The organism is Ensifer sp. ENS10 (assembly GCF_014852025.1).
GTDB lineage: Bacteria > Pseudomonadota > Alphaproteobacteria > Rhizobiales > Rhizobiaceae > Ensifer.
In genome coordinates this window covers 287,601-313,578 of the sequence record NZ_JACVAS010000006.1, presented here as the reverse complement: position 1 = coordinate 313,578, position 25,978 = coordinate 287,601, and the positions used below count along the sequence as shown (strand labels likewise).

At 63.5% G+C, this 25,978-nt stretch carries 21 protein-coding genes; 16 read left to right on the top strand and 5 right to left on the bottom strand.

Features of this window, described 5'->3' with window-relative positions:
* Positions 1 to 31 precede the first annotated feature (31 nt).
* Positions 32 to 2,095: a M3 family metallopeptidase gene (locus tag IB265_RS21945; protein ID WP_057254843.1), complete on the top strand. Its 2,064-nt coding sequence runs from the start codon at positions 32 to 34 to the stop codon at positions 2,093 to 2,095.
* Between the two features lie 70 nt (positions 2,096 to 2,165).
* Here IB265_RS21945 and IB265_RS21940 read toward each other — a convergent pair whose 3' ends face one another.
* Positions 2,166 to 3,338, bottom strand: coding sequence for a dihydrodipicolinate synthase family protein (locus tag IB265_RS21940; RefSeq protein WP_057254844.1), 1,173 nt, complete (start codon positions 3,336 to 3,338; stop codon positions 2,166 to 2,168).
* A gap of 299 nt (positions 3,339 to 3,637) precedes the next feature.
* On the opposite strand from IB265_RS21940, the gene IB265_RS21935 reads away from it, so the two are divergent.
* Genes IB265_RS21935 through IB265_RS21915 form a run of 5 tightly spaced genes read left to right on the top strand, consistent with a single transcriptional unit; the run spans position 3,638 to position 9,580 of the window.
* Complete coding sequence (locus IB265_RS21935) at positions 3,638 to 4,678, top strand: LacI family DNA-binding transcriptional regulator (protein WP_057254845.1); 1,041 nt, start codon at positions 3,638 to 3,640, stop codon at positions 4,676 to 4,678.
* Positions 4,675 to 5,676: a Gfo/Idh/MocA family protein gene (locus IB265_RS21930; protein WP_057254846.1), complete on the top strand. Its 1,002-nt coding sequence runs from the start codon at positions 4,675 to 4,677 to the stop codon at positions 5,674 to 5,676. The genes IB265_RS21935 and IB265_RS21930 overlap by 4 nt, the downstream gene beginning before the upstream one ends.
* 4 nt (positions 5,677 to 5,680) lie before the next feature.
* Positions 5,681 to 7,300, top strand: coding sequence for an acyl CoA:acetate/3-ketoacid CoA transferase (locus IB265_RS21925; RefSeq protein WP_082616160.1), 1,620 nt, complete (start codon positions 5,681 to 5,683; stop codon positions 7,298 to 7,300).
* Entirely contained in the window at positions 7,293 to 8,072 is a 780-nt protein-coding gene (locus IB265_RS21920; RefSeq protein ID WP_057254847.1) for an enoyl-CoA hydratase/isomerase family protein, read from the top strand. The genes IB265_RS21925 and IB265_RS21920 overlap by 8 nt, the downstream gene beginning before the upstream one ends.
* Complete coding sequence (locus IB265_RS21915; protein WP_057254848.1) at positions 8,072 to 9,580, top strand: aldehyde dehydrogenase family protein; 1,509 nt, start codon at positions 8,072 to 8,074, stop codon at positions 9,578 to 9,580. The genes IB265_RS21920 and IB265_RS21915 overlap by 1 nt, the downstream gene beginning before the upstream one ends.
* Positions 9,581 to 9,682: 102 nt before the next feature.
* Here the strand turns inward: IB265_RS21915 and IB265_RS21910 are convergent, their stop codons facing one another.
* Positions 9,683 to 10,747, bottom strand: coding sequence for a LacI family transcriptional regulator (locus IB265_RS21910; RefSeq protein ID WP_058328036.1), 1,065 nt, complete (start codon positions 10,745 to 10,747; stop codon positions 9,683 to 9,685).
* A gap of 315 nt (positions 10,748 to 11,062) precedes the next feature.
* Here IB265_RS21910 and IB265_RS21905 point away from each other — a divergent pair, with 315 nt between their 5' ends.
* The 9 genes from IB265_RS21905 (at position 11,063) to IB265_RS21865 (ending at position 20,985) form a co-directional block, all read left to right on the top strand.
* A complete protein-coding gene (locus tag IB265_RS21905) occupies positions 11,063 to 12,295 on the top strand; it encodes an ABC transporter substrate-binding protein (protein WP_373419844.1) in 1,233 nt (410 codons plus the stop codon).
* Between the two features lie 172 nt (positions 12,296 to 12,467).
* Entirely contained in the window at positions 12,468 to 13,346 is an 879-nt protein-coding gene (locus tag IB265_RS21900; RefSeq protein WP_057254851.1) for a carbohydrate ABC transporter permease, read from the top strand.
* Complete coding sequence (locus tag IB265_RS21895; RefSeq protein ID WP_057254852.1) at positions 13,346 to 14,227, top strand: carbohydrate ABC transporter permease; 882 nt, start codon at positions 13,346 to 13,348, stop codon at positions 14,225 to 14,227. The genes IB265_RS21900 and IB265_RS21895 overlap by 1 nt, the downstream gene beginning before the upstream one ends.
* A gap of 4 nt (positions 14,228 to 14,231) precedes the next feature.
* On the top strand, positions 14,232 to 15,344 hold the full coding sequence (locus IB265_RS21890) for an ABC transporter ATP-binding protein (RefSeq protein ID WP_057254853.1): 1,113 nt from the start codon (positions 14,232 to 14,234) through the stop codon (positions 15,342 to 15,344).
* 6 nt (positions 15,345 to 15,350) lie between these two features.
* Positions 15,351 to 16,850: an FAD-dependent oxidoreductase gene (locus tag IB265_RS21885; protein WP_057254854.1), complete on the top strand. Its 1,500-nt coding sequence runs from the start codon at positions 15,351 to 15,353 to the stop codon at positions 16,848 to 16,850.
* A complete protein-coding gene (locus IB265_RS21880; protein WP_057254855.1) occupies positions 16,847 to 17,626 on the top strand; it encodes a 3-ketoacyl-ACP reductase in 780 nt (259 codons plus the stop codon). The genes IB265_RS21885 and IB265_RS21880 overlap by 4 nt, the downstream gene beginning before the upstream one ends.
* Positions 17,627 to 17,729: 103 nt before the next feature.
* On the top strand, positions 17,730 to 19,385 hold the full coding sequence (locus tag IB265_RS21875) for a GMC family oxidoreductase (protein ID WP_057254856.1): 1,656 nt from the start codon (positions 17,730 to 17,732) through the stop codon (positions 19,383 to 19,385).
* A 7-nt stretch (positions 19,386 to 19,392) separates the two neighbouring features.
* Positions 19,393 to 19,710 carry a Dabb family protein gene (locus IB265_RS21870; protein ID WP_057254857.1) on the top strand — a complete coding sequence of 106 codons (318 nt, stop codon included), beginning with the start codon at positions 19,393 to 19,395 and terminating at the stop codon, positions 19,708 to 19,710.
* 9 nt (positions 19,711 to 19,719) lie between these two features.
* Positions 19,720 to 20,985 carry a glycerate kinase gene (locus tag IB265_RS21865; RefSeq protein ID WP_057255082.1) on the top strand — a complete coding sequence of 422 codons (1,266 nt, stop codon included), beginning with the start codon at positions 19,720 to 19,722 and terminating at the stop codon, positions 20,983 to 20,985.
* Positions 20,986 to 21,096: 111 nt separating this feature from the next.
* Here the strand turns inward: IB265_RS21865 and IB265_RS21860 are convergent, their stop codons facing one another.
* Positions 21,097 to 22,434 (bottom strand): aspartate aminotransferase family protein, encoded by a 1,338-nt coding sequence (locus tag IB265_RS21860; RefSeq protein ID WP_057254858.1) that lies wholly within the window; start codon positions 22,432 to 22,434, stop codon positions 21,097 to 21,099.
* 148 nt (positions 22,435 to 22,582) lie between these two features.
* Here IB265_RS21860 and IB265_RS21855 point away from each other — a divergent pair, with 148 nt between their 5' ends.
* Positions 22,583 to 23,131, top strand: a complete 549-nt coding sequence (locus tag IB265_RS21855) for a cupin domain-containing protein (protein WP_057255083.1) — start codon at positions 22,583 to 22,585, stop codon at positions 23,129 to 23,131.
* Between the two features lie 34 nt (positions 23,132 to 23,165).
* Here the strand turns inward: IB265_RS21855 and IB265_RS21850 are convergent, their stop codons facing one another.
* A complete protein-coding gene (locus IB265_RS21850; protein ID WP_057254859.1) occupies positions 23,166 to 24,398 on the bottom strand; it encodes a pyridoxal phosphate-dependent aminotransferase in 1,233 nt (410 codons plus the stop codon).
* Positions 24,399 to 24,424: 26 nt separating this feature from the next.
* On the bottom strand, positions 24,425 to 25,957 hold the full coding sequence (locus tag IB265_RS21845) for an aldehyde dehydrogenase family protein (RefSeq protein WP_057254860.1): 1,533 nt from the start codon (positions 25,955 to 25,957) through the stop codon (positions 24,425 to 24,427).
* Positions 25,958 to 25,978 lie beyond the last annotated feature (21 nt).

Genomic DNA, 25,978 nt, shown 5'->3' with positions numbered 1-25,978 from the left:
CTAAGCCGGACCGCATGCGAAAGGATTTCTGATGACCACCAGCACCCCGCTCAACCCCGCGCTCACATCATGGTCAGGCCACGAGGGCCTGCCGCGTTTCGATCTGGTGAAGGACGAGGATTTCGCGCCGGCGTTCGAAGCGGCCTTCCGGGAGCACGAAGCGGAGATTGACGCGATTGCCGAAAATTCGGCCGCTCCGACCTTCGAGAATACCATCGTTGCACTCGAAATCGCTGGCGATGCACTTTCGCGCGTGTCCTCCATCTTCTGGAATAAGGCCGGGGCCGACACCAACGAAACGATTCAGGCGCTGGAGCGCGACATCGCCCCAAAGATGTCGCGGCACTATTCCAAGATCGGCATGAATGCCGCGCTGTTCAGGCGCATCGACACGCTGTGGGAAGGCCGCCAGTCCCTGGGGCTTGATCTTGAAGCGACCCGTGTGCTCGAGCGGCACTGGAAGGGTTTCGTCAAATCCGGCGCCAAGCTCGCAAAACCCGAGCAGGAGCGGCTGGCCGCGATCAACGAAAAGCTCGCCGGCATCGGCGCGAAGTTCGGGCAGAACGTGCTTGCCGACGAGAAGATCTGGGTTCTGTTCCTCGAAAGCGAGGAACAGCTCGCCGGTGTGCCGGACTTCCTTCGCGACGCCATGGCGGCAGTGGCCGAGGACCGTGGCCAGAAGGGAAAATACGCGGTTACCCTGTCGCGCTCGATCATCGAACCGTTCCTGACCTTCTCGGAAAATCGCGAGCTCCGTGAACAGGCCTTCCGCGCCTGGGTCGCGCGAGGCGAAAACGGCGGCGACACCGACAATCGCGGGCTGATCGCCGAGATGCTGGCGCTGCGCGCGGAAAAGGCGAAGCTGCTCGGCTATGAAAACTTCGCGTCGCTGAAGCTCGACGACACCATGGCGAAGACGCCGGCCGCAGTGAACGGTCTCCTGATGCAGGTCTGGGAAAAGGCCGTTGCCCGCGCCCACGAGGAAGAGGCGGAGCTTGCCCGGCTCGTTGCCGGCGAGGGTCGCAATCACGACGTCATGCCCTGGGACTGGCGCCATTATGCCGAAAAGCTCCGGGCCGAGAAGTTCAATTTCTCCGAAGGCGAACTCAAGCCTTACCTGCAGCTCGAAAAGATCATCGAAGCTTGCTTCGACGTTGCCAAGCGCCTGTTCGGCATCACCGCGACGGAGAAGAAAGGCATCGCCGCCTATCATCCTGACGTGCGGGTCTTCGAGATCAAGGACGCGTCCGGCAAGCTGGTGGCCCTCTTCCTCGGCGATTATTTCGCCCGGTCGTCGAAGCGTTCCGGCGCCTGGATGAGCTCGTTCCAGTCGCAGCACAAGCTGAAACTGAAGAGCGGCGCCGAAGGCGAACTGCCGATCATTTATAACGTCTGCAATTTTGCCAAACCCGCCGAGGGCAAGCCGGCACTGCTGTCGCTCGACGATGCCCGCACGCTCTTCCACGAGTTTGGCCATGCCTTGCATGGCATGCTATCCAACGTCACCTATCCGTCCGTTTCGGGTACCGGTGTGTCGCGCGATTTCGTCGAGCTGCCGTCGCAGCTCTACGAACATTGGCTGACGGTGCCGGAGATCCTCAAGCGCTACGCAGTGCATTACCAGACCGGCGAGCCGATGCCGCAGGCGCTGCTTGACAAGGTGCTCGCCGCCCGGACGTTTAACTCCGGCTTCGCCACCGTCGAGTTCACTTCTTCTGCTCTGGTCGACATGGCCTACCACACGGCCGAGGAGACGGCGGAGCCGATGGCGCTCGAAGCAAAGAAGCTCGATGAGATCGGCATGCCGAAATCCATCGTCATGCGCCACCGCAGCCCACATTTCCTGCACGTCTTCTCGGGCGACGGCTATTCGGCAGGCTACTATTCCTACATGTGGTCGGAAGTGCTCGACGCCGACGCCTTCGCGGCCTTCGAGGAAACCGGCAATGCCTTCGATCCGGCGATGGCCGCCCGCCTCAAGGACAATATCTATTCGGTCGGCGGCTCGATCGATCCGGAGGATGCTTACAAGGCGTTCCGCGGCAAGCTGCCGAGCCCGGATGCGATGCTGGCAAAGAAGGGCCTGGCGGCCTGAGGTGTCCTGAAACCTGCCCGGTTGGCTGGATATTGGAACGGCGCCCTCGGGCGCCGTTTTAGCATTCTGCTCAAGCGCTCTGCTCGACGCCAAATGTCGATAGCAGGCTTTGCATCCGTTGCGCCGCCAGTTCCGGCCGATCGAGCACATTGGCGCGGTCGGCGAGACGGAAGATGTCGGCATAGTGCAGCGCCCCGCGGGCGGACTGCATGCCGGCGGGCATGGTGAAGTGGCGCTGGTGCCCGTTCAGCCAGGCAAGGAAAACGACCCCGGCCTTGTAGTATTGCGTAGGCGCCTCGAAGATCTTGCGTGACAACGGCACGGTCGGCTCGATCACGCCGCGGAAGGTGGCGAGGTCACTCTTGGCGAGTGCTGCGAGCGCCTTGGAGGCGGAGGGTGCCACCGCATCGAAAATGCCGAGCAGGGCGTGGCTAAACTTCGTGCCGTCGCCTTCGATCAGTTCCGCATAGTTGAAATCGTCGCCGGTAAAGCAGAGCACGCCGTCCGGCAGGCGGTTGCGTAGCGCCACTTCCCTGGCGTTGTCGAGCAGCGAGATCTTGATGCCTTCGACCTTGTCGCGGTTGGCTTCGATGATCGAGAGCACGGTATCGAGCGCCTGGTCGAAGTCCTCAGAGCCCCAGTAACCCCGAAGTTGCGGGTCGAACATGTCGCCGAGCCAGTGCAGCACGACCTTGTGTCGGGTCTGGCCGAGGATGCGCCCATAGACATGGCGATAGTCGTCGGCGGAGCGGGCAACGCGGGCGAGTGCGCGGCTTGCCATCATGATCGCCCTGCCCCCCTCGCCTTCGACGAAGCCGACCTGCTCTTCGTAGGCGGCAATCACGTCGTCCAGCGATCGCGCATCGGTCGGCGCCAGGTGGTCGGTGCCGGCACCGCAGGCAAGATCGGCGCCCGGAACCTGCCGCGCGTCCGCAAGCGAGCGGCGGATCAGTTCCTGCGCGCCCGGCCAGGCAAGGCCCATACCGCGTTGGGCGGTGTCCATCGCCTCGGCGATCTTGAAGCCAAGGCTCCAGAGATGGTGGCGAAACGCCATCGTCGCCCCCCAGTCGATCGCCGGATTGCCCCAGGGATCGAGATCCCGGAGAGGATCCGAGACCACATGGGCGGCCGCATAGGCGATGCGGTTGAAGGTCGGCGGCGTCTGCGGCCGTTCGATCGGGGTTCCCGTCAGGCGGTAGTGTTCGAGCGAGCCGTCTTGGTGCGGCAGCGTCAGGCTTGTCATCGGGGTAGGTCTCCTCCGCGGAAGTTTGTGTTGAAATACTTTGGATCGTTCCAAATGGCAAGTGGCATTGTTTTTGGGAATTCGCCAACAGTGTTATCGGTAGCGGCTCACGTGTGATTACATCGTTGTTTTGTATGGATTTATGTCATCAGGAAGGCGCCAGTATCACTGGCATTTAATGCCGATTGATCGCTAGAAGAGTCGTTGGTCCAGAAAAAAGTGATCAATCATCTCTTGACGAAATTGGAACGTTCCAATTATGAAAGAGAAAAGCAGGTACGAGAATTCGGGAGGATGCTGTGGTCAAGGAAAGGGTGACGGTCATCGATATTGCGCACGCCGCCGGCGTGTCCAAGTCGACCGTGTCGCTCGTTCTGCAGGGCAGCTCGCTCGTCAACGAGGCGACGCGCGCCAAGGTGAATGCCGCGATCCGCGATCTCGGCTACGTCTACAACCGTGGAGCTGCCAATCTTCGCCAGGCGAAGTCCAAGATCATCGGCATCGTCGTCAACGATCTCACCAACAGCTTCTTTGCGGAGCTGGCCGTCGGTGTCGATGCCGTCGTGCAGTCGGCTGGCTTCGTGCAGTTCCTTGCCAACACCGGTGAAAAGATCGAGCGTCAGCGCGAAGTGGTGGCGTCGATGCGTGAGCACGGCGTCTCCGGCCTGATCGTCTCTCCGGCGCGCGGCACGGAAGTTGCCGATCTCGCGCCTCTGGTCGATAGCGGCATTCCCGTCGTGCTTGTCGTGCGCGACATTGCCGGCGCCGACGTTTCTTCATTGATATCCGACAATCACGCCGGTGCCATGGCGGCCGTGCGTCACCTGATCGAGCGTGGCCACCAGCGCATCGCCTTTCTCGGCGGCTTTCCCGATACTGCCGTCTTCGAGGCGCGCATGCGCGGCTACCGCGATGCTCTCATCGAGACCGGTATTGCAGGCTCCGATGCGTTGATCATCGGTTCGGCGCCGTCGCGCGCCGGCGGGGTAACGGCGGTGGAACAGGCAATGATGCTCGCCGACCGGCCGACGGCGGCGCTCTGCTTCAACGATGCGGTCGCCTTTGGCGTCTGCGATGGCCTCAGGGCGCGGCGGCTGGAGCCAGGCGCCGATTTCGCCGTCATCGGCTTCGACGACGTGATCGAGGCGAAGACCGCCGTGCCGGCACTGACGACGGTTTCCGTCGATCCGCAGGGCATGGGTCAGCGGGCCGCCGAACTGCTGCTGAAGCAGATCAAGGCCGGCAAGGCGGAACCCGAAGCGATCGTCAGTTCGGTGCGCCTCGTCGTTCGCCAGAGCTGCGGCGCTGCGGTGGAGAGAAAAAGGGAGGTTTTGGCATGACGCGGTGGGGTCTGATCGGCGCAAGCACGATTGCGCGCGAATGGGTGATTGGCGCGATCCGCGCCGCCGGTGGCGAGGTCGTCTCGGTCATGAGCACCAATGCCGAGCGCGGCGCTGCCTATGCCGAGGAAAACGGCATTCCGAAGTCGGTGACGTCAGTTGCTGAACTGGTCGGTGATCCCGACGTCGATGCGGTCTATGTCTCGACCACCAACGAATTGCATCGCGAACAGACGCTGGCGGCGATCGCTGCCGGCAAACACGTGCTTTGCGAAAAGCCGCTGGCGATGAACCTCAATGATGGCTGCGAGATGGTGCTGAAGGCGTGTGAGGCGGGCGTCGTGCTCGCCACCAACCACCATCTGCGCAATGCCGCCCCCCATCGCGTCATGCGTGAAGCGATCGCCGCGGGCCGAATCGGCAGGCCGATTGCGGCACGCGTCTTCCATGCCGTCTATCTGCCACCGCACCTCCAGGGCTGGCGGCTCGACAGGCCGGAAGCCGGCGGCGGCGTCATTCTCGACATCACCGTGCATGATGTCGATACGCTGCGCTACGTGCTCGACGACGACCCGATCGAAGCGGTCGCCATCAGCCACAGCGCCGGCATGGGCAAGGAAGGCCTGGAAGACGGCGTCATGGGCGTGCTGCACTTCCGCTCCGGCGTCATCGCCCAGTTCCATGACGCCTTTACCACCAGGTTCGCCGATACCGGCCTCGAGGTGCATGGAACCGAGGGCTCGCTGATCGGCCGCAAGGTCATGACCCAGCGACCGGTCGGAACCGTGACGCTGCGCAATGCCGATGGTGAGACCGAGCTGTCGCTCGACCATCGCAACCTCTACGAAACCGCACTTTCCGCCTTCCACGCCGCAGTCAAGGGCGAAGGCCGTCCTTCGGCCACGGGTGAAGACGGCGTGTGGTCGCTGGCGACGGGTCTTGCCGTGGTCAAGGCGGCTGCGACCGGCCAGGCGGTGGCGATCGAAACGGGACTTTGAACTCATGTCGATGAACAAGCATATCTCGCCGGCCGAAGCGGCCGCCCTGATCCCGGATGGTGCGGTGGTTTCCGTCTCGTCGTCCAGCGGACTCGGCTGCCCCGACCTGATGCTGAAGGCGATCGGTGAGCGCTTCGAGGCGACCGGTCATCCGCGCGATCTCACGACACTGCACCCGATCGCCGCCGGCGACATGAGCGGCATCAAAGGTGTCGACTACATCGCGAAGAAGGGCCTCCTGAAGAAGATCATCGGCGGCTCCTATCCCTCCGGCCCGTCGAGTGCGGAACCGCCGCTGATCTGGCAGATGATTGGTGCCAACGAGGTGGCCGCCTACAACATTCCCTCCGGCATCCTCTTCGATATGCACCGCGAGGCGGCCGCCAAGCGGCCGGGCGTCATGACCAAGGTCGGCCTCGACACCTTTGTCGACCCGTCGCGCGAGGGCTGCGCGATGAATGCTTCGGCGGCCGCCAAGCCGGTGGTCAAGAAGGTCTCGTTCGAGGGCGAGGACTGGCTGTATTTCAAGGCGATTGCGCCGCAGGTGGCCATCATCCGCGCGACGACCGCGGACGAGCGCGGCAACCTCACCTATGAACACGAGGGCGCTTATCTCGGCGGCCTCGATCAGGCGCTCGCCGCCCGCAACAATGGCGGCATTGTTATTGCCCAGGTCAAGCGCATCACCAAGGAAGGCTCGTTGAAGCCGCACGACGTGCGGGTGCCGGGTGTCCTCGTGGACTATGTCATCGTCGACCCGGACCAGAAGCAGACGACCCAGACGCTTTACGATCCGGCGATCTCGGGCGAGATCTTCCGGCCGCTCGACAGTTTCCGCGTGCCGGAATTCAATATCCAGAAGGTGATCGCCCGCCGCGTGGCGCAGGAGCTTGAGGTCGGCAGCGCCGTCAATCTCGGTTTCGGCATCTCGGCCAACGTGCCGCGCATCCTGCTTGAAGAAGGCTTGCATGGCGCGGTCACCTGGGTGATCGAGCAGGGCGCCGTCGGCGGCGTGCCGCTTCTCGATTTCGCTTTCGGCTGCGCCTCGAACGCTGATGCCTTCATGCCTTCGCCCTACCAGTTCACCTATTTCCAGGGTGCCGGCTTCGACGCGTCGCTGCTCTCCTTCCTCGAGATCGACCGTCACGGCTCGGTCAATGTCTCAAAGCTCTCGTTCCGTCCGCATGTGACGGCCGGCGCCGGCGGCTTCGTCGACATCACGGCGCGGGCGAAGAAGATCGTCTTTTCCGGCATGTTCAATGCCGGCGCCAAGCTTTCGATCGGCGATGGCAAGCTGGTGATCGAGAAGGAAGGCAAGCTGAAGAAGCTGGTCAACGAGGTCGAACACGTCACCTTCTCCGGCCGTCGCGGCATCGAGCAAGGCCAGGACATCACCTATGTGACCGAGCGCTGCGTGATGAAGCTGACGCCTGAGGGCGTCATGCTGACGGAGATCGCGCCGGGCGTCGATCTGCAGACCCATATTCTTGATCAGTCGGAGTTTCCGCTGATCGTGTCCAATCAGCTGAAAACGATGGATGCTGCCCTCTTCCAGGACGCACTGATCGGGCTTGAGCTGCCGAAAAAGGCGCAGCGTCGGCTCGACGGAGGCCACCATGGCTGAGGGGCGCATCCGAATTGAGATAGAAGGCGCGATCGCGACCATGACGGTCGCCCGCCCGGAAAAGCTCAACGCCTTCGACATCGACATGCTGAAGGCCCTGGCCGCCGCCTGCGATACGGTAGAGGCCGACCGCAACATCCGCGTTGTCATCCTCACCGGTGAGGGCAAGGCGTTTTCGGCCGGCGGCGACATCAAGGCCTGGGGCGGCATGGATGCGCCCGCATTCGGTCATGACTGGGTGCGCTTCGGCCATCGTGTGTTCGAGCGGCTGGCGACGTTGCGCATGCCTGTGATCGCCGCGCTCAACGGCCACGCGCTCGGAGGCGGGCTGGAGCTTGCGGCCGCGGCCGACATCCGCCTGGCCGAGGCGCAGATCAAGATCGGTCTGCCGGAAACGAGCCTCGGCATGGTTCCCGGTTGGTCGGGCACGCAGCGCCTGGTCTCGCGCTTCGGTGCCCAGATCGTGCGGCGCATGGTGCTGGGTGGCGAGATGTTCACTGCCGAGACTGCGCTCAAGGAAGGTTTGGTCGATGCCGTCGTCGAGACCGGCACGGTCCTTGCCGCCGCCCGCGACTACGCGGCGCGTGTTGCGAAGCGCGGCCCGGCGGCGCTCGAAATCTCGAAACTGATGATCGCTTCGGCGAATGGCGAAGACAATGGCTCGGCGGTCGAGGCTCTCGGCTCGATCCTCGTCGCCAAGACCGGTGATCTCAAGGAAGGCGTTGCCGCCTTTTCCGAAAAGCGTGAAGCCCAATTCAAGGGAGAATGGTAATGACCGTGCTCGTGAAACCCAAGGCGCTTGGCGACCACAAGGTCCGCGCCTTCCAGATGCTGATCGACGGCAAATGGGTGGACAGCGCCGAGCGGCGCATGATCGAGCGCGTGTCGCCGGGCCATGGCGTCGTCGTCAGCCGCTACCAAGCGGGCACCAAGGCCGACGCCGAAAAGGCGATCGCCGCGGCTCGCCGTGCTTTCGACGAAGGCGCCTGGCCGCGCATGACCGCTTCCCAGCGCTCGCTGGTGTTGCTGCGGGCCGCCGACATCATCGCGGAACGGGCCGATGAACTCGCCTATCTCGACGCGATCGAATCCGGCAAGCCGATCAGCCAGGCCAAGGGCGAGCTTGGCGGCGCGGCCGATATCTGGCGCTATGCCGCGGCCCTTGCCCGCGATCTGCATGGCGAAAGCTACAACACGCTCGGCGATGGCACGCTTGGTGTCGTGCTGCGCGAAGCGATTGGCGTCGTCTCGATCATCACGCCCTGGAACTTCCCGTTCCTGATCGTCAGCCAGAAGCTGCCCTTCGCCTTGGCGGCGGGCTGCACCACGGTGGTCAAGCCGTCCGAACTGACCTCGGCTTCGACGCTGCTGCTCGGCGAAATCCTCGAAGCGGCTGGCGTCCCTGCTGGCGTCGTCAACATCATCACCGGCACGGGGCCGGAGGTCGGCGCGCCGATGACGACGCATCCGGATGTGGACATGGTGTCCTTCACCGGTTCGACCGGCGTTGGTCGCCTGACCATGGCCAATGCCGCACAGACGCTGAAGAAGGTGTCGCTGGAACTCGGCGGCAAGAACCCGCAGATCGTCTTCCCCGACGCCAATCTCGACGAATTCATCGATGCGGCCGTCTTCGGCGCCTATTTCAATGCCGGCGAATGCTGCAATGCCGGCTCGCGTCTGATCCTGCATCGCGATATCGCCGACGAGGTGACGCGGCGGATCGCCGAGCTTTCGGCCAAGGTCAAGGTCGGCGATCCGCTGGATCCGGAAACCCAGGTCGGCGCGATCATCACGCCGCAGCATCTGGAAAAGATTGCCGGCTATGTTTCTGCTGCATCCAAGGATGGCGCTGCGGTCGCGCATGGCGGCACGGCCCTCGATCTCGGCATGGGTCAGTTCATGGCGCCGACGATCCTCTCGGCCGTGCGCCCCGACATGGCGGTGGCGCGCGAGGAAGTGTTCGGCCCGGTTCTTTCGGTATTGACCTTCGAGACGACCGAGGAAGCGATCAGCATCGCCAATGCGATCGACTACGGTCTTTCGGCCGGCGTCTGGAGCCGCGACTTCGACACCTGCCTGATGATCGGCCGCCGCGTGCGCGCCGGCACCATCTGGATGAATACCTTCATGGATGGCGCGTCCGAGCTGCCCTTCGGCGGTTACCGCCAGTCCGGCCTCGGCCGCGAGCTCGGCCGACATTCGGTCGAGGATTACACCGAGACCAAGACGCTCAACATGCATATGGGGCCGCGCACCGGCTGGTGGATGCCGCGTTAAGGCGCTGCTGAGGGAGGAGAAGACATGCGGATCGAGGGCGGAGATCAGAGGCGGCAGGAGGCAGCGTCACGCGACGCGGCCTTGCGCATCTTTTCCGCCCGCTCAGCCCGCCGTGCTGAAACTCGCGGGGATCTGCGGACAGAGCAACAGTTGCAGCTTACTGACGTCGCTTTCGCCGCCGATCTTCTGCAGGAGCACCCGGCCCATGTCCTCGCCGGTTGCCGTCAGGTCTTCGTAGATCGTCTCGACCTGCGGCTGGATGGCGCTCAGCAGATGCGAGGTCTGCTTGGCGACGATGTCGTATTCGCGGCCAAGCGTCAGCCCGCAATCGCTCATGCCGGTGATGGTTGCGAGCGCGCAGACCTCCCCGCCGCACATGAAACTGTCCGGCGGACCGGGCTCGGCGTAGCGCTGCCGGATACGGTCGCGGATCGCGCCGGCGGGGCTATCAAGGTCGATGCCGGTGAGGATCTCATAGGCGCAGCCGGCCTCGCGCACGGCGGTCATGAAGCCATGCTGCAGATGACCGGCGAAGGTGAAACCGGCGGGACCGCTGATGAGAGCCGGCTTGCGCCTGCCCTTGGCGATCAGGCGTTTCGTCGCCTGGTAGGAAAAGGTGAAGTTGTCGTAGTCGACATAGGGATGCGGGGTGGAAAGCTCAGTGCGCCCATGGGTGACGAAGGGAAAGCCGAGATCCGACAGCAGCCGGACGCGGGGATCGAGCGGTTCCGTGCGCGAGAAGATCAGGCCGTCGGCCATGCCGTTGCGGGTGATGTAGTTGACCGCCTCGACATTGGTCGAATTCAGGAAGTTCGGCATGACGATCAGGTGAAACGCCGTGCCCTGCAGCGCCTTGGCGATGCCGCTCATGATCGACGTGCCGTAGCCCAGGATTTCCTCATGCGGGTCGAGCAGCACGCCGATGACATTGGTGCGGCCGGTCTTCAGGCGCTGGGCGGCGCGGTCGGGCGAGTAGCCGATCTCATCGGCGACCTCGCGCACCCGCTTGCGGGTATCGAGCGAAATCTGCGGCGCATCGGAAAGCGCGCGGGATACGGTGGTGACCGCAAGGCCGGTGATTTCCGCGATCGTGCGAAGGGTCGGCTTGCCGCGCTTGGCGGTGGAGCCACCGTCTTCGCGATGGGCGGGCTTGGAGGGATCGGCCAATGCAAGTCATCCTGAGAGCGGGCGAGAGCGGGTTTTGTAACGTGGTGCGAACGCTTAGGCAATCGAATCATGAAAACGTTTTAAATCTCGCATCGCGGCATGGTTTGCTGCACTGCAAAAGCCAATATGTGCTATATAATTCAGCAAATTCAATCGGTTCTGAAGGTGCTAAAATACAAAATGGCGCAATGCTTGACTTGCTGAATTTATAACGTTTTAAATGGCCAGCCGCTGGCTAGAGCGGCGCGAATTCCGGGGTGGAAGGAGGTTCCACTTCGAAAACTTGCAAACGGGAGGATAACGATGCGCAAGTTGATGACGACGACGGCCGTTGTGGCGCTGATGATGGCGGCCACCGCCGCGCGCGCAGCCGAGAATGTGGAAGTTCTGCACTGGTGGACATCCGGTGGCGAAGCTGCCGCGCTCGACGTTCTGAAGAAGGATCTGGAAAGCAAGGGCATCACCTGGACCGACATGCCGGTTGCCGGCGGTGGCGGCACGGAAGCCATGACCGTCCTGCGCGCTCGCGTCACCGCGGGCAACGCTCCGACCGCCGTGCAGATGCTCGGCTTCGACATTCTCGACTGGGCCAAGGAAGGCGCGCTCGGCAACCTCGACGAGACGGCTGCCAAGGAAGGCTGGGACAAGGTCGTTCCGACCGCCCTGCAGCAGTTCTCGAAGTATGACGGCCACTGGATCGCAGCTCCGGTCAACGTGCATTCGACCAACTGGGTCTGGATCAACAAGGCCGCACTCGACAAGGCTGGCGGCAAGGAGCCGGCCAATTGGGACGAGCTGATCGCTCTGCTCGACAACTTCAAGGCTCAAGGGATCACCCCGATTGCTCATGGCGGCCAGCCCTGGCAGGATGCGACGATTTTCGACGCCGTCGTGCTTTCGCTCGGCACCGACTTCTACAAGCAGGCCTTCATCGATCTCGACCCGGCAGCGCTCGGCGGCGACAAGATGAAGGAAGCCTTCGATCGCATGACGAAGCTGCGCTCCTATGTCGACGACAACTTCTCCGGTCGCGACTGGAACCTCGCTTCCGCCATGGTCATCGAGAACAAGGCCGGCCTGCAGTTCATGGGCGACTGGGCGAAGGGCGAGTTCCTGAAGGCCAAGAAGGTGCCTGGCACCGATTTCGTCTGCATGCGCTTCCCGGGCACGCAAGGCTCGGTCACCTTCAACTCCGACCAGTTCGCGATGTTCAAGGTTGCTGACGACAAGGTTCCGGCGCAGCTCGCCATGGCTTCGGCCATCGAAAGCCCGACCTTCCAGTCGGCCTTCAACGTCGTCAAGGGTTCGGTCCCGGCCCGCACCGACGTTCCGGACACGGACTTCGACGCTTGCGGCAAGAAGGGCATCAAGGACCTCGCCGAAGCCAACAGCAACGGCAAGCTTTTCGGTTCCATGGCGCATGGCCATGCCAACCCGGCTGCCGTCAAGAACGCGATCTACGACGTCGTGACGCGTGAGTTCAACGGCGAACTGACGTCCGAAGAGGCCGTCAAGGAACTGGTCACAGCGGTCGAGGCCGCGAAGTAACGGGCTCGTTCCGGGGCGCTCAAAGCGCCCCGGACACCCATTCCGACATGCAAGCGTCGTCGTACCGCCGTGGCCAATAGGACGCGGGGAAGGGCGCTTCGATACCCAGAACCTCGCGCGGATGCCGATATCAGGGATTTCCCGACGGCCGCGCCAGAAGTGGTGAACGTTCATGGATAGCCGCAGCCGCCTGCAGGACCTGATACCGAAGCTGGTCCTTGCCCCGAGCTTCCTTATCGTCCTGATCTTTGTCTATGGCTTCATTGCCTATACCGGCTTCTTGTCGATGACGGACAGCAAGATGCTGCCGTCCTACAATTTCGTCGGGTTCAGCAATTACGCGAAACTGTGGGCGCTGCCGCACTGGTGGCGGGCGGTGAGCAACCTGGCGATCTTCGCCGCGCTCTATATCGCCATCTGCTCCGTGCTCGGTCTCGGGCTGGCAATCCTGCTCGACCAGAAGATCCGGGCCGAAGGTTTCCTGCGGCCGATCTACCTCTATCCGATGGCGCTCTCGTTCATCGTGACGGGAACGGCCTGGAAGTGGTTCCTCGATCCTGGCATCGGTCTTGAAAACACCATGCATCTCTGGGGCTGGGAGAGCTTCTCCTTCAACTGGATCAAGGACCGCAACTACGCGATCTACTGCGTCGTGATTGCCGCGGTCTGGCAGTCGACCGGCTTCATCATGGCGATGTTCCTGGCCGGCCTTCGCGGCGTCGACAACGAGATTATCAAGGCAGCACAGATCGACGGCGCCAAGACCTCGACGATCTATCGCCGGATCATCATTCCCTTGATGCGGCCGGTGTTCCTGTCGGCCTTCGTGGTGCTCGCGCACCTGGCGATCAAGGCCTACGACCTGATCATCGCCTTGACCGGCGGCGGCCCGGGGCAGGCGACCGAACTGCCGGCGACCTTCATGTATTCCTACACCTTCACCCGCAACCAGATGGGCATCGGCGCGTCCTCGGCGATCATCATGCTGGTGATGATCTTCTCGATCATCGTGCCGTACCTCTATTCCGAAATCCGGGGAGCAAAACGCTGATGAGCGCTCCGAGCCCAGACAACATCATCTCGCACAACCGCCTCACCCGTGCGCTGATCTATACCGCACTGATCCTTTTCGCGCTCTATTCGCTGCTGCCGCTCTATGTGATGCTGGTGAATTCGGTGAAGCCGCTCGATGAGATCCGCCAGGGCGGCATGCTCAACCTGCCGCAAACCTTTACCATCGAGCCCTGGCTTCAGGCCTGGTCGACGGCGCAGATCGGTGTGCAGCCGACCGGCCTGAAACCCTTCTTCATCAACTCGATCCTGATGGTGGTGCCGGCCGTGGCGATCTCGACGATCATCGGCGCGCTCAATGGCTACGTGCTGACGAAGTGGCGCTTTCCCGGTGCCAACATCTTCTTCGGCATGCTGCTCTTGTCCTGCTTCATCCCGTTCCAGATCGTGCTGATCCCGATGGCGCGCATCCTCGGTATCCTGGGGCTCGCCGGTTCGATCTGGGGCCTGATCTTCGTCCATGTGATCTACGGCCTGGGCTTCACGACGCTTTACTTCCGCAACTACTACGAGGCGTTTCCGACGGAACTGGTGCGCGCGGCGCAGATCGATGGCGCCAGCTTCTTCCAGATCTTCTGGCGCATCCTCCTGCCGTCGTCCGGCCCAATCATCGTCGTTTCGGTCATCTGGCAGTTCACCAACATCTGGAACGACTTCCTGTTCGGTGCGTCTTTCTCCGGCCCCTATTCGACGCCGATGACGGTCGCGCTCAACAACCTCGTTTCGTCCTCGACCGGGGTCAAGGAATACAACGTTCACTTCGCAGGCGCGATCCTTGCCGCCCTGCCAACGCTCATCGTCTACATCGTGTCCGGCCGCTACTTCGTTCGCGGGCTGATGTCGGGCGCCGTGAAAGGATAAGCTCATGTCTTTCTTGAAAATCAGCAACCTGCGCAAATCCTATGGCTCGCTCGAGATCCTGAAGGACATCAACCTGGAGATTGAAAAGGGTGGTTTCCTCGTGCTCGTCGGCCCCTCGGGCTGCGGCAAGTCCACGCTTCTCAACACGATTGCCGGCCTTGAGCCGATCACGTCGGGGGAGATCGCCATCAACGGCCGGTCGGTCGCCGATCTGCATCCGTCGAAGCGTGACATCGCCATGGTGTTCCAGTCCTACGCGCTCTATCCGAACATGACTGTCGCCGGAAACATCGCCTTCGGCATGGAAATCCGCGGCGTGCCGAAGGACGAGCGCGAGAAGGCGATCAAGCAGGTCGCCGACATGCTGCAGATCGGCCATCTGCTCGACCGCAAGCCGAGCCAGCTTTCCGGCGGCCAGCGCCAGCGCGTCGCCATGGGCCGTGCGCTGGTGCGCAACCCGCAGGTCTTCCTGTTCGACGAGCCGCTCTCCAACCTCGACGCCAAGCTGCGCGTCGACATGCGCACCGAGATCAAGCGCCTGCACCATCGCATGAAGACGACGATCGTCTACGTCACGCACGACCAGATCGAGGCGATGACGCTAGCGACCAAGATCGCGGTCTTGAAGGACGGCGTGCTGCAGCAGTTCGGAACGCCGGCGGAGATCTACAACAATCCGGCCAACATGTTCGTCGCCGACTTCATGGGCTCGCCGGCGATGAACCTGTTGACGGCGCGCATCGAAAAGAGCGGTTCCGACGTTGCCGTCACGCTCGCGCGCCCGAACGCTGAGCCGATGAAGCTGGCGGTGCCGCATAACGGCGCGCTCGCCGCCTATGCCGGCAAGGACGTCGTCTTCGGCATCCGTCCGGAAGCGCTGACCGATCCTGACGGGGCCGACCGCAATGCCAAGGCGATCGTCGAAGGCGAATGCCTGATCGAGGTGGTTGAGCCCGCGGGTTCGGACACCTTCGCGGTGACCCGTCTCGGCGGCAAGGAGGTCGTTGCCCGCCTGCGCGCCGATGCGCGCATCGCCCCAGGCCAGACCTCGCGCCTTGCCTTCAACCTCGACAAGGCGGTGTTCTTCGACCCGCAGAGCCAACAGCGGATCGTGTAACGAACGATGCAGGAGCAGCCGGACATCGTCATCATCGGGTCGGGTATCGGCGGCTCCACCATTGCGGCGGGGCTTGCCGGCTCCGGTGCCCGCATCGCCATCCTCGAGCGCGGCGAGCGCCTGCCCGATACGCCGGAGGCGCGCAGCTACAGCTCGATCTTCGTCAAGGGCCATTTCCGGCCCAGGGAGATGTGGCGCGAGCCCGATGGTACCGAATTCAATCCGGGAAATTTCTACTTCGTCGGCGGCAATTCCAAGCTCTTCGGCGCGGTGCTCCTGCGCTACCGGGCCGAAGATTTCACCGAGATGCAGCACCTTGGCGGCGTCTCGCCGGCCTGGCCCTTTCCCTATGAGGAACTGGAGCCATGGTACGGCAAGGCCGAGCAATTGTTCGAGGTGCGCGGCGAGCTGGGCCAGGACCCGACCGAGCCGTTCCACGCTTCGCCCTATCCTCACGGCCCGGTACCGGACGAGCCGGCGATTGCCCGCGCGCGCGCCGAGTTGAAGGCGCAGGGACTGCACCCGGCGACGCTGCCGCTCGGTGTCGATATCGAGACGTGGCTCGCCGGCGGGCGCACGCCATGGGATGGATTTCCCAATACCGGCAAGGGCAAGAAGGATGCCGAGACCGCATCGCTCGCGGCCGCTCTGAAGGACCCGAATATCGAGCTGATCACCTCAGCCCATGTCGACACGCTGGAGGCAGGCCCGGGCGGGCGGATCGAGGCGATCCACTACACCCACAGGGGCGAGAGGAAGCGCCTGTCGCCGAAGCTGGTGATCCTGTCGGCGGGCGCGATCAATTCGGCGGCCATCCTGCTGCGCTCCGGCGACGGCAAGGGGCTGGCAAACGCTTCCGACCAGGTCGGCCGCAACTTCATGAACCACAATTGCAGCGCCATGCTGGCGATCAATCCGTTCAGGCGCAACGACAGCATCTACCAGAAGACGCTGATGCTGAACGACTATTACCTGACCGGCGGTAGGGATGGCCTGCCACTCGGCAATGTCCAGCTGCTCGGCAAGATCAATGCCGACATCCTCAAGGCCAATGCGCCGATCTGGGGGCCACGCTTCGCCTTCGACTTCATGGCCGGTCATGCGGTCGACTGGTACATGATGACCGAGGACCTGCCGAACCCGGAAAGTCGTATCATGGTCGACGGCAAGGGCATCATCATGCAGTGGCGGCGCTCGAACATGGAGGCACTTTCCGGGCTCGAAGCGAAGATGCGCGCGCACTTCAAGGCCGCCGGCTATCCGATCGTGCTTTCCCAGGCCTTCGACAAGCGCACGCCGTCGCACCAATGCGGCACGGTGCGAATCGGCACCGACCCGAAGGACGCGCCGCTCGACGTCTATTGCCGTGCCTTCGACCACCCCAATCTCTTCGTCGTCGACGCCGCCTTTCTGCCCACGTCCGCCGCCGTCAATCCGGCGCTGACGGTTGCCGCCCAGGCGCTGCGCGTCGCCGACCATATCGTTGCGAAGGAGTTCCGATCATGACGTCATCGACGCGTCCCGTCGCCATCGTCACCGGCGGCCGCCGCGGCATCGGGCTCGGCGTTGCCCGCGCGCTTGCGCGCGACGGTTTCGACATCGCCATCACCGGTCTCGGCGCTCCAGACACTGCCACGGACCAGACGCTTGCCGAACTTGCGGGCGACAGCGGCCGGGCCATCTACATCGAGGCCAATCTTGCCGATGTCGGCGGGCATGGCGCCACCGTTGAGCGCGTTCGCGCCGAGCTCGGCCCGATCCGCTGCCTCGTCAACAATGCCGGCATCGCCTCGGTCGTCAGGGGTGACTTTCTCGACCTGCTGCCGGAGAATTTCGACACGATCGTCGCCACCAACCTGCGCGGCACGGTGTTTTTCACCCAGGCCGTTCTGGTGTCGATGCTGACCGATCCGGCCGATGTGACGCCGCGATCGATCATCAACATCACCTCGGTTTCGGCGACGATGAGTTCGCCGGAGCGGCTCGACTATTGCATGACCAAGGCCGGGCTTGCCGCCTTCAGCCAGGGTCTGGCGCTCCGGCTCGCCAATACCGGAATCTCGGTCTTCGAGATCCGGCCGGGCATCATCCGCTCCGACATGACCGCGGGCGTCTCGGCGAAATACGACACACTGATCGATGGCGGGCTGGTGCCGATGCGCCGTTGGGGCGAGCCGGAGGATATCGGCAACATGGTGGCCGGTCTCGCCGGCGGCACTTTCGGCTTTGCCACGGGTTCCGTCATCCAGGCGGATGGCGGCCTTTCGATCGGCCGACTCTAGGAAACAGGCAGGACTTACGGACGCTCGCAAGCGGGCAGGGTTTGGAGTTATCACGTCGAAAATTTGGAACGTTCCAAATGGCGGCGGCGGAGGAAAACAGGGAATGAGCTACGACTACATCATCACCGGTGCCGGCCCGGCCGGCTGCGTTCTTGCCAACCGGCTCTCCGAGGATCCGTCGGTTCGCGTGCTGCTGCTGGAAGCCGGTGGCGGCGACTGGAATCCGCTGTTCCACATGCCGGCCGGCTTTGCCAAGATGACCAAGGGTGTTGCCAGCTGGGGCTGGGAGACCGTCCCGCAGAAGCACATGAAGGGCAGGGTGCTGCGCTATACCCAGGCCAAGGTCATTGGCGGCGGCTCCTCGATCAACGCCCAGCTCTACACCCGCGGCAACGCCGCCGACTACGATCTCTGGGCTTCCGAGGACGGCTGCGCCGGCTGGGACTATCGCAGCGTGCTTCCCTATTTCAAACGCTGCGAAGACAACCAGCGCTTTGCCGACGACTATCACGCCTATGGCGGCCCGCTCGGCGTCTCAATGCCGGTCTCGGCGCTGCCGATCTGTGACGCCTATATCCGCGCCGGCCAGGAACTCGGCATTCCCTATAACCACGATTTCAACGGCCGCCAGCAGGCGGGCGTCGGCTTCTACCAGCTCACCCAGCGCAACCGTCGCCGCTCGAGCGCATCGCTTGCCTATCTTTCGCCGATCAAGGACCGCCGCAACCTCACGGTCCGGACCGGCGCGCGCGTCGCGCGGATCGTGCTTGAGGGCACCCGCGCCGTCGGCGTCGAAGTCGTCACCGGCAAGGGTAGCGAGATCATCCGGGCGGAGCGTGAAGTGCTTGTCTCCTCCGGCGCCATCGGTTCGCCAAAGCTCTTGCTACAGTCCGGCATCGGCCCGGCCGATCACCTGAAGTCGGTCGGCGTCGCGGTGAAGCACGACCTGCCCGGGGTCGGCGGCAACCTGCAGGACCACCTCGATCTCTTCGTCATTTCTGAATGCACCGGCGACCACACCTATGACGGTGTGGCGAAACTTCATCGTACGCTATGGGCCGGGCTGCAATATGTGCTGTTCCGTTCCGGTCCGGTCGCGTCCTCGCTCTTTGAAACCGGGGGCTTCTGGTATGCCGATCCCAATGCGCGCTCGCCGGATATCCAGTTCCATCTGGGGCTTGGCTCCGGCATCGAGGCCGGCGTCGAAAAGCTGAAGAACGCCGGCGTGACGCTCAATTCCGCCTATCTGCATCCGCGCTCACGCGGCACGGTCCGGCTTTCGTCCTCGGATCCGGCGGCAGCGCCGCTCATCGACCCCAACTATTGGGAGGATCCGCACGATCGCAAGATGTCGATCGAGGGGCTAAAGATCGCCCGCGAGATCATGCAGCAGGCGGCGCTGAAGCCTTTCGTGATGGCGGAACGTCTTCCCGGCAATTCGGTCATCAGCGATGAACAGTTCTTCGACTACGGCTGCGCCAATGCCAAGACGGATCACCACCCCGTCGGAACCTGCAAGATGGGGACGGACGCCATGGCGGTGGTCGACCTCGATCTCAAGGTGCGGGGGCTGGAGGGACTGCGCGTCTGCGACAGCTCGGTGATGCCGCGCGTTCCCTCTTGCAACACCAACGGGCCGACGATCATGATGGGGGAGAAGGGCGCCGACATCATTCGCGAGCGCCAGCCCCTGCCGCCTGCCATCTTTTCCCACGAACGTAACGACAGCCGCCCGCGCGCCCGCGCCGATATCCGTTGAGGTCCCCATGATCCGCCATTGCGTCTTCATCCGCTTCCGCCCCGAAATCTCCGAGGAGGAGAAAGCAACGATCTTCGACGAGATCGTCGCGCTGAAATCACGGTTGCCGGGTTTCATGGCAGCCCATATCGGTGGCAATGTCAGCCCGGAAGTGGGCATGGACAAGGGCCATGGCCTAGGTTTCATCGTCGACTTCACCGATGCGGCGGCCCGCGACGCCTACCTGGAAGACGAGGCGCACCGCAAGACCGGCGCCAAGATCGTCGCTGCGGCCGAAGGCGGCGTTGCCGGTATCTTCGTCTACGACCTCGAAATTGCCGATTGAGTGACGATCATGCTCGAAGCGCGCCCGTTCCTGACCCGGCTATTCGAGGAAGCCGTAAGAGCCGCCGACCCCTATGAGGCAATCAAGGCGCATCTGCCCGATCCGCCAAAGGGGCGGACCGTGGTCGTCGGCGCCGGCAAGGCGGCGAGCCAGATGGCGGCCGCCTTTGAGCGGCTCTGGAAGCATCCGTTGAGCGGGACGGTGGTGGCACGACACGGCCCGATCGAACATTGCGAGCGGATCACGGTGCTGCAATCGGCCCACCCTGTGCCGGACGAAGCCGGCCTCGCGGCCTCGAGCGTGCTGCTTTACGCCGTCTCCAACCTGACAGCCGACGATCTCGTGGTTGCGCTGGTTTCCGGCGGCGGCTCGGCCCTGCTGCCGGCGCCGCCTGAAGGCTTGACGCTTGCCGACGAGATTGCGGTCAACAAGGCGCTCCTTGCTTCCGGTGCACCGATCTCAGCAATGAATGTTGTCCGCAAGCACGTGTCGCGCATCAAGGGCGGTCGGCTCGCTGCGGCGGCTTTCCCGGCGCGTGTCGTCAGCCTGGTGGTCTCCGACGTGCCCGGCGACAATCCGGCGTTCGTCGCCTCCGGCCCGACCGTTCCGGATCGCACTACGGCGGCGGAGGCACTTGATATCGTTGCCCGTTACCGCATGGCGCTGCCCGATGGGGTGATGGCGCATCTGCGCTCGGAAGCGGCAAGAGCGCCCGATCCGGACGATCTGCGTTTTGCCGGACATGAATGCCACGTGATCGCTTCGGCGAGCGTGTCTCTCGAAGCGGCCGCGGCCAAGGCGCGCGAACTCGGCATCGAGGCGCGCATTCTATCCGATGCGATCGAGGGAGAGGCGCGTGATATCGGCCGTATGCATGCGGCGCTCGCTCGTGAGGTGGCGCTCAGGAGCCGCCCCTTCGAAAAGCCGGTGGTGCTGCTTTCCGGCGGCGAGACGACCGTGACGATCTCAGGCAAGGACTACGGAAAGGGTGGGCGCAACAGCGAATTGCTGCTGTCGCTGGCGCTCGACATCGACGGCGTGGATGGCATCGATGCGCTTGCCGCCGATACGGATGGAATCGACGGTTCCGAGGATAATGCCGGCGCCTTTGCCGACGGTGAGAGCATAACCCGCATGCGGGCGGCCGGCATCGATCCGCGCCTGCACCTCGCCCGCCATGATGCCTGGTCGGCCTTTGCCGCGAGTGGTGATCTCTTCGCGCCCGGACCGACCGGAACGAACGTCAACGATTTCCGGGCGCTGCTGATCCGCTAGGACGCGGCTTTCTCGCAGAGATGTTAGCCGGATTCGGCGCCGCATGTGAAATGCAAACGCCGCCGCCGATATCCGCGGCGGCGGCGCTGTTTTGACTTGCTTCGCTTTGACTTACTTGGCGCGCTTCAGCGCATCGCCAAGGATCGAAACGATCTCGGCGAAATGCTTCTCTTCGGCGATCAGCGGCGGCGAGAAGGCGATGATGTCGCCGGTGACGCGGATCAGCAGACCCTTTTCGAAGCAATCGACGAAGACGTCATAGGCGCGGGCGCCGACAGCGCCGTCGCGCGACTGCAGCTCGATGCCGGCAATCAGGCCGATCGTGCGGATGTCGATGACGTTTGGCAGGCCCTTCATGGAATGCATGGCATCGTGCCAGGCGTCCTGCAGCTCGACAGCGCGGGTCATCAGGCCCTCGTCGCGGTAGATGTCGAGCGTGGCGATGCCGGCGGCGCAAGCGGCCGGGTGGCCGGAGTACGTGTAGCCGTGGAAGAGCTCGATCGCGTTTTCCGGACCATGCATCAGAGCATCGTGCACCTTGCGGCTGGCAAAGACAGCGCCCATCGGGATCGCGCCGTTGGTAAGCCCCTTGGCGGTCGTCACCAGATCGGGCGTGACGCCGAAGAAATCCGTCGCAAAGGGGGCGCCCAAGCGGCCGAAGCCGGTGATGACTTCGTCGAAGATCAGGAGGATGCCGTGCTTGTCGCAGATGGCGCGCAGGCGTTCCAGGTAACCCTTCGGCGGGATGAGCACGCCGGTCGAGCCGGCGACCGGTTCGACGATGCAGGCGGCGATGGTTTCGGCGCCGTGCAGCGCCACCAGCCGCTCGAGATCATCGGCAAGTTCGGCGCCGTGCTCCGGCTGGCCCTTGACGAAGGCGTTCTTGGCGAGGTCGTGGGTGTGGCGAAGGTGGTCCGAACCGGGAAGCTGCGGGAAGACGCGGCGGTTGTTGAGGATGCCGCCGACCGAAATGCCGCCAAAGCCGACACCGTGATATCCACGCTCACGGCCGATCAGGCGGGTGCGGGTGCCCTGGCCAATCGCGCGCTGATAGGCGATCGCGATCTTCAGGGCGGTGTCGACCGATTCCGAGCCGGAGCCGGTGAAGAACACGCGGTCAAGCTTCTGGCCCTCAGGACCCGGAGCGATCTCGGCGAGACGTTCGGCGAAATCGAAGGCGATCGGGTGGCCCATCTGGAAGGAGGGCGCGAAATCCATGGTCGACAGCTGGCGCTCGACGGCAGCGGCAATCTGGCGGCGACCATGGCCGGCATTGACGCACCAGAGGCCGGCGGTGCCGTCGAGGATCGTGCGGCCATCGGTGCTGGTGTAGTGCATGCCCTCGGCCGAGGCGAGCAGGCGCGGTGCCTGTTTGAATTGCCGGTTGGCGGTAAAGGGCATCCAATAGCTGTCGAGTACGGGAGCGTTGGGTTTGGTGTGCTGGTTCATGGCATCCTCCTGAAGTCGGCGATTGACGCCATGATTTGATTTGCCAAACAAGTCCTTTTCTGCTGTCACTTAACTCATTGAATTTCATCGGGTCGATGCAGTGTGTTTGCGCTATTTCGAACAACCTGAACACCAAGGTTTGATCTGCATGACAGTCGACATCGGAAACCGGCTTCGCCATCTGAGGCTCATGCACAATCTGTCGCAACGCGAACTCGCCAAGCGCGCCGGCGTCACCAACTCGACGATCTCGCTGATCGAATCGAACGCCTCCAATCCGTCCGTCGGCGCGCTGAAGCGCATTCTCGACGGCATACCGATCGGGCTTGCGGAGTTCTTCTCCTTCGAGCCGGAGAAGCCGCGCAAGGCGTTTTATGCAGCGGAGGAACTGGTCGAAATCGGCAAGGGGCCGATTTCCTACCGGCAGATCGGCGAAAACCTCTTTGGCCGCAGCCTGCAGATCCTGAAGGAATGTTACCAGCCGGGCGCCGACACCGGAAAGGTGCCGCTGGTGCATGATGGCGAGGAGGGAGGCATCGTACTCTCGGGCCGCATCGAGGTCACCGTCGATGACGAGCGGCGGATACTGGGGCCGGGGGATGCGTATTACTTTGAGAGCCGGCGGCCGCATCGCTTTCGCTGCGTCGGGCCGGTGCCTTGCGAGGTGATCAGCGCCTGTACGCCGCCGACGTTTTGAGGACGGACGGCGCCGGGGCGCCGTCCGCAGTACGTTACGAAAGCCGCGCGCAGGCGTCGGCGATGCGCGTCAACGCTAACTTCAGTTCCGCTTCCGAGGTCGCATAGGAGATGCGGAAGAACGGCGAAAGGCCGAAGGCCGAGCCGGGAACGACGGCGACGTGGGCATCGTCGAGCAGGTAGGCGCAGAAGTCCGTATCCGTCTCGATCCTCTTGCCCGAGGGCGTGACCTTGCCGAGCATGCCGGCGCAGCCGGAGAAGGTGTAGAAGGCACCTTCCGGAACGCGGCAGTCGAGACCGTCGATGGCGTTGAGGCCATGGACGACCAGGTCGCGGCGACGCTGGAAGCTGGCCGTGCGTTCCTTCAAGAATTCCTGCGGCCCGGTGAGCGCGGCGACGGAAGCGGCCTGGCTGACGGAGGAGGGGCAGGAGGTTGCCTGGCTCTGGACCACGGCCATAGCCTTGATCAGGTCACGCGGTCCGCCAGCATAACCGATGCGCCAGCCGGTCATGGCATAGGCCTTGGAGACGCCGTTGACCGTCAGAGTGCGGTCTTTCAGGCGCGGCTCGAGCTGGGCCGGGGTGACGAAGCGAAAGCCGTCATAGACGATGTGCTCGTACATGTCGTCGACCAGCAGCCACACATGTGGATGCTTCAGGAGCACGTCGAGCAGCGGCCGGTAGTCGGCAGCGCTGTAGGCGGCACCCGAGGGGTTCGACGGCGAATTCAGGAGCACCCAACGCGTCCTCGGCGTGATTGCCGCTTCGAGCTTGTCGGCTGTCAGCCGGAAGCCCGAGGAGGCGTCGCAGGGGATCAGAACCGGCTTGCCTTCGCAGATCTGGACGATATCCGAATAGGAGGTCCAGTAGGGCGTCGGGATGATCACCTCGTCGCCGGGATTGATCGACGCCATCATGGCGTTGAACAGGATCTGCTTGGCGCCGGTTGCCACCGTGATCTCGTCTTGCTCGTAGGCAATGCCGTTTTCACGCTGGAACTTTTCGCGGATCGCCTTCTTGAGGTCCGGCGTGCCGTCGAGTGCGGTGTACTTGGTTTCGCCGCGCTTGATCGCCTCGCAGGCGGCGTCCTTGACGTAGTCGGGCGTGTCGAAGTCCGGCTCGCCAGCGCCGAGAATGATGACCGGCTTGCCTTCGCGCTTCATGGCTTGCGCGCGGGCGCCGATTTTCAGGATTTCGGAGACTCCGATCGAGGAGATCCGCGAGGCGGGCTGAAAGCCCGCCTCCTTGACCGTTTGGTTGATGGTCATGGTCGAATCCTACTTAAGTGCGCCGATTATTCGATGTCGAACGACACGCCCTGCGCCAGCGGCAGAGCCTTCGAATAGTTCACCGTGTTGGTGGCGCGGCGCATGTAGGCCTTCCACGAGTCCGAGCCGGATTCGCGACCGCCGCCGGTTTCCTTCTCACCGCCGAAGGCGCCGCCGATTTCAGCACCCGAGGTGCCGATGTTGACGTTGGCGATGCCGCAATCCGAGCCGTCGACCGCCAGGAAGCGTTCGGATTCCTGCATGTCGCGGGTGAAGATCGAGGACGACAGGCCGGCCGCGACCGCATTGTGGTCGGCAACGACGGCGTCGAAGTCGCTGTACTTCATGACGTAGAGGATCGGCGCGAAGGTCTCTTCGAGCACCGGGCCAGCCTGCTTCGGCATTTCGACGAGGGCCGGCTTGGCATAGTAGCCGTTATCATAGCCGAGTTCGACGCGTTCGCCGCCGGTGACGGTGCCGCCATGGGTCTTGGCTTCGCCGATTGCCTTCTGCATGCTGTCGAAAGCAGCCTTGTCGACGAGCGGGCCGACGAGGGCGGTCGATTCCAGCGGGTTGCCGACCGAGACCGAGCCATAGGCCTTCTTCAGACGCGGAACGAGCTGGTCATAGACGCTCTCGTGCACGAAGAGACGACGCATGGTGGTGCAACGCTGGCCGGCGGTGCCCATGGCGCCGAAGGCGATGGCGCGCAAGGCCATGTCGAGATCGGCCGAGGGGCAGACGATGCCGGCATTGTTGCCGCCGAGTTCGAGGATGGCGCGGGCAAAACGCTTGGCAAGGCGCGGGCCGACGTCGCGGCCCATGCGGGTGGAACCGGTCGCCGAAACGAGCGGAACCTTCGGGTTGTCGACGAGGACTTCGCCGACGGTGCGGTCGCCGATGAGAACCTGCGACAGGCCTTCCGGCGCATCGCCGAAGCGGGCGAGTGCACGCTCGAAGATTGCCTGCGAGGCAAGCGCCGTGAGCGGGGTCTTTTCGGACGGCTTCCAGACGACGGAGTTGCCGCAGACGAGCGCCAGCGCCGTGTTCCACGACCAGACGGCGACCGGGAAGTTGAAGGCCGAGATGACGCCGACGACGCCCAGCGGATGCCAGGTTTCCATCATGCGGTGGCCGGGGCGCTCGGTGGCGATCGTCAGGCCGTATAGCTGGCGGGAAAGACCGACGGCGAAATCGCAGATGTCGATCATTTCCTGGACTTCGCCGAGGCCTTCGGAGGTGATCTTGCCGGCTTCGATCGAAACCAGGCGGCCGAGGTCGGCCTTGAAGGCGCGCAGTTCTTCGCCGAGCAGGCGGATCAGTTCGCCGCGCTTCGGTGCCGGAACCAGGCGCCAGGCCTTGAAGGCTTCATGAGCCTTTTCGATCTTGGCGGCGGCTTCCGCAGCCGAAACCGTCTTGAGGTTGCCGATCTTCTCGCCGGTGACCGGGCTGTAGGACGGCATGTCGCCGCCGGTGTAGAGTTCCTTGGCGACGCCCATCTTTTCGAGAAGCGCTGCGGCTTCCTTGGTCACGTCGACTTTTTTGGTTGCGATGTTCATGGTCTGACTCCCGTTTTCCTG